Source organism: Pseudomonas sp. C11, assembly GCF_034683865.1.
Classification (GTDB): domain Bacteria; phylum Pseudomonadota; class Gammaproteobacteria; order Pseudomonadales; family Pseudomonadaceae; genus Aquipseudomonas.
The window spans coordinates 1-231 of sequence record NZ_JAWIIP010000112.1 but is presented as its reverse complement, the minus strand read 5'-3'; the positions used below and the strand labels follow the sequence as shown (position 1 = coordinate 231).

The window sequence follows — 231 nt, the reverse complement described above, 5'->3', positions numbered from 1 at the left end:
GATCATTTCCGGCATCGCTTTCAACCGCGACGAAGCCAAGCTGACCATCCGGGGGGTGCCGGATATTCCCGGCATCGCCTTCAAGATTCTCGGCCCGAGCAGCGCCGCCAATATCGAAGTCGACAGGATCGTGCAGAACGTTTCGCACGATAACACCACCGATTGCACCTTCACCGTGCCCCGCAACGACTACAACAACGCCCTCAACGTGCTGCAGAAGACTGCTGACGA

Annotated in this window: 1 protein-coding gene; it reads left to right on the top strand. The window is 58.4% G+C overall.

All coding sequences use genetic code 11. The annotated features are described in order from the left end of the window. The coding region (locus VC352_RS25125) for an ACT domain-containing protein (RefSeq protein ID WP_322982186.1) at positions 1-231 on the top strand (231 nt) is incomplete at both ends.